The sequence below is a fragment of the Marinobacter bryozoorum genome, from assembly GCF_023156245.1.
Lineage (GTDB): Bacteria > Pseudomonadota > Gammaproteobacteria > Pseudomonadales > Oleiphilaceae > Marinobacter > Marinobacter bryozoorum.
The window spans coordinates 1-2,423 of sequence record NZ_JAKZAH010000088.1; the positions used below are offsets into that span (position 1 = coordinate 1).

General features: G+C 57.9%; 2 protein-coding genes. Both read right to left on the reverse strand.

Annotated elements, in window-relative coordinates; all coding sequences use genetic code 11:
• Positions 1–61: 61 nt before the first annotated feature.
• The gene (istB, locus tag MLC59_RS19610; protein WP_248237283.1) at positions 62–802 is read right to left on the reverse strand and encodes an IS21-like element helper ATPase IstB; all 741 of its coding nucleotides are present in this window, start codon (positions 800–802) and stop codon (positions 62–64) included.
• Complete coding sequence (gene istA, locus MLC59_RS19615) at positions 789–2,294, reverse strand: IS21 family transposase (RefSeq protein ID WP_248237284.1); 1,506 nt, start codon at positions 2,292–2,294, stop codon at positions 789–791. Before istA ends, istB begins: the two co-directional genes overlap by 14 nt.
• Between the last annotated feature and the right edge of the window lie 129 nt (positions 2,295–2,423).

Sequence of the window (2,423 nt, forward strand, 5' to 3'; positions counted from 1 at the left end):
TGTCAATGGCCATCTATTTTGACCCACCTTTGGCCAATAAAATTGACCCACCTTTCATAGTTTAGCTCATGGTTTTCTGCTTCAATCGATAGCTTTCTCCTCCCAGCATAAAGATGTGTGAGTGGTGTATGACCCGGTCAATGATCGGCACTGCCACGTTGTCGTCGTGGAAGAACTCGCCCCAGCTGGTGAAGTCCTTGTTGGTGGTCAGGATGATGGATCGGTATTCGTACAGGCTGTTGATCAGTTGGAACAGGTTGTAGCGGGCCTGTCGAGTCATGGGCAGGTAACCCAGTTCATCGATGATCAGCAGGTCGTACTTGGCTAGGGCGCTGACCCGCTTTTTTAGTTCGCCTTTCATCTCGGCCAGCTCCAGTTCTTCCACCAGATCCAGGGCGTTGCGGAACAGCACGCGGTAGCCAGCTGCCACGGCTTTGTAGCCAATGCCGATAGCCAGATGGGTCTTGCCTACACCGGGCGGGCCGATGAACACCAGGTTGTTGCGTTCGTCGATGAACTGGAAGTCCAGCAAGGCGTTCACCTGGCGTTTGGTAATGGTGGTCTGGTGCCGGTAGTCGAAGCCCTCCAGGCGCTTCTCGGCAGGGAACGCGGCCATCTTCCGGTTTCGACTGATGCGCTTGTCCTGTCGCTGAACCAGTTCATGTTCGGCAAGCCGGTCCGCGAAGCTCAGATAGGACATCTCGTTGGCTTCCGCCTCTGCCAGCAGCTTGATCAGCTCGTCGGCGGCCGCGCTCAGGCGCAGACTGCGGTAACGGGCCACAGTTTGTTCAAGCTGGCTCATGGGTCACCCCCTGGCCACTGGAGCGGCCAAGCTGTTGATAGGCGCTCAGGTCCAGTGCTTGCTTGGGTTCCGGTAACGGTTCCGGCTGCCGTTCCCGCAGCGTAGCTGCCTGGGTCGCTTCCAGATAACCTTGCAGCCGTGTGGCGGTCATGCCGGGGCGTTCTGCCAGCGTCGTGAGCAACGCCGGATCCACGGGCGCATGGCGCTTGAGCAGGTCACGGGTAGCCACCAACTGGTCCTTGTAGATCTTGGGCTCGGAACGCTTGAGCTGCTGGCACAACCGTTGCCCGATTTCACTACCGATCATTTCATTGATCTTGCTCTCAAGGGCGGTCACCCGCTGGGCATGATCCCGGTAGTGATGGGTGTTCTTGATTACCTTGCCCTTGTCGGAACACAGAGCGTGACTGGCAATGACATCGCCCGTTTCCAGGTCGCTGATGTGGAGTTGGTCGCCAGACTCCAGAACGCCCAACCGGGCCTGTTGCCAGGCCATGGGCACAGAGTACTTGTTGGCCTTCCAGGCGATCAGGCCGGTCTTGTCGGCCCGACGTGTCTCTTGGGCCACAGGCTGCACGCAAGCTGGTGACAGGTAAGCCTCCAGGTGTTCTCGTTCATCCCGTTCGAAGCGTTCCCGGGGTGGTTCGGCGGTGGTGCCGTGGATACGAACATTGGCCACACTCTCAAGCCAGTCCTGCACATGCTGGCGCACGTGTTCCTGATCCCGGAACACTTCACCATAGAGGCAATCCTGCTTGACGTACTTCACGCCAGCTTCCACCTTGCCCTTGCTCTCCGGGTCATAACCTTCGCAGGCATGGATCCGGAAGCCAGCCGTGGTGGCATACTCATGGAACCGTTGGTTGAGCGTCAGCTCCCGGTACTGCTCGTTGATTACCACCAGCTTAGTCTGATCATAAACACACTCCTTCGGCAGACCGCCGAAGTACCGCAGGGCTTCGTCATGGAGCTGGATAAACGTCTGGGTATCCAGAGGACGGAAGGCCAGGCCCACGTACATCAACCGCGAGAAGGACAGCACGAACACCACGAAGTGGAGAATCCGTTCTTCACCCCCGATCAGCACACCGCGCAACTCACCGGGGTCCACCTGGCACTGAACACCCGGCACATCGTCCAGGATGGGTTCGTAGTAGCGCATCCGGGCCGAGGCCACTTCCTCTTTGAGCGTCCGCACGTAGCGGCGAATGGAGCGATCCGAGGCCGGCAGCTCGCCAACCTTCTCTTGCAGCTTGCGGGCAATCTTGACGGCGCTGAGCTTGGGAAACCGCTTGAGCAAATGCACCAGGTAATCCCGGTGATCGTCGAGGCGTTTGCTGCGTGAGGGATCTTCAAGCTGTTCTGATATCGCACTCTCATCCATCCGCAAATACTTGCGAACGGTATTCCGGGACAAACCCAGTTCTTGACTGATGGCGCGGATCGACGACCCTTTGCCGTTATCGTGCAGTGCCTTGATCTTGTGTATCACAACCCACTCCTTCACTGACATGTCCCCGGCCAAAAGTGGGGACAGTAGCTGGTTCTGTGGCCTGACGGCCACCCGGGGGTGGGTCAAAATTAATGGCCAGTAGTGGGTCATTTTAATTGGCCACTAACA